Genomic DNA, 463 nt, shown 5'->3' on the forward strand with positions numbered 1-463 from the left:
GGGCTATCACCCACTATGGCCGCACTTTCCAGAGCGTTCCGCTAATCTCAAAGCCACTTAAGGGCTAGTCCCCGTTCGCTCGCCACTACTAAGGGAATCTCGGTTGATTTCTTTTCCTCAGGGTACTTAGATGTTTCAGTTCCCCTGGTTCGCTTCTTGCACCTATGTATTCAGTACAAGATAACCATCTTATGATGGCTGGGTTCCCCCATTCAGATATCTCCGGATCAAAGTCTGTTTGCCGACTCCCCGAAGCTTTTCGCAGGCTACCACGTCTTTCATCGCCTCTGACTGCCAAGGCATCCACCGTATGCGCTTCTTCACTTGACCATATAACCCCAAGCAATCTGGTTATACTGTGAAGACGACATTCGCCGAAAATTCGAATTTCTCAACTAAGAGAACTCACAAATTTTACCTTAGCCTGATCCGTTACCAGTGAAAGTAACGTTCAGTCTATCTT

General features: G+C 47.3%; 1 rRNA gene. It reads right to left on the reverse strand.

Annotated features, from left to right (window positions below):
- Positions 1 to 330: ribosomal RNA gene (locus VSR68_RS42570) — 23S ribosomal RNA — on the reverse strand; the annotation flags it as partial.
- Between the last annotated feature and the right edge of the window lie 133 nt (positions 331 to 463).

Source organism: Paraburkholderia phymatum (genome assembly GCF_038900715.1).
Lineage (GTDB): Bacteria > Pseudomonadota > Gammaproteobacteria > Burkholderiales > Burkholderiaceae > Paraburkholderia > Paraburkholderia phymatum_A.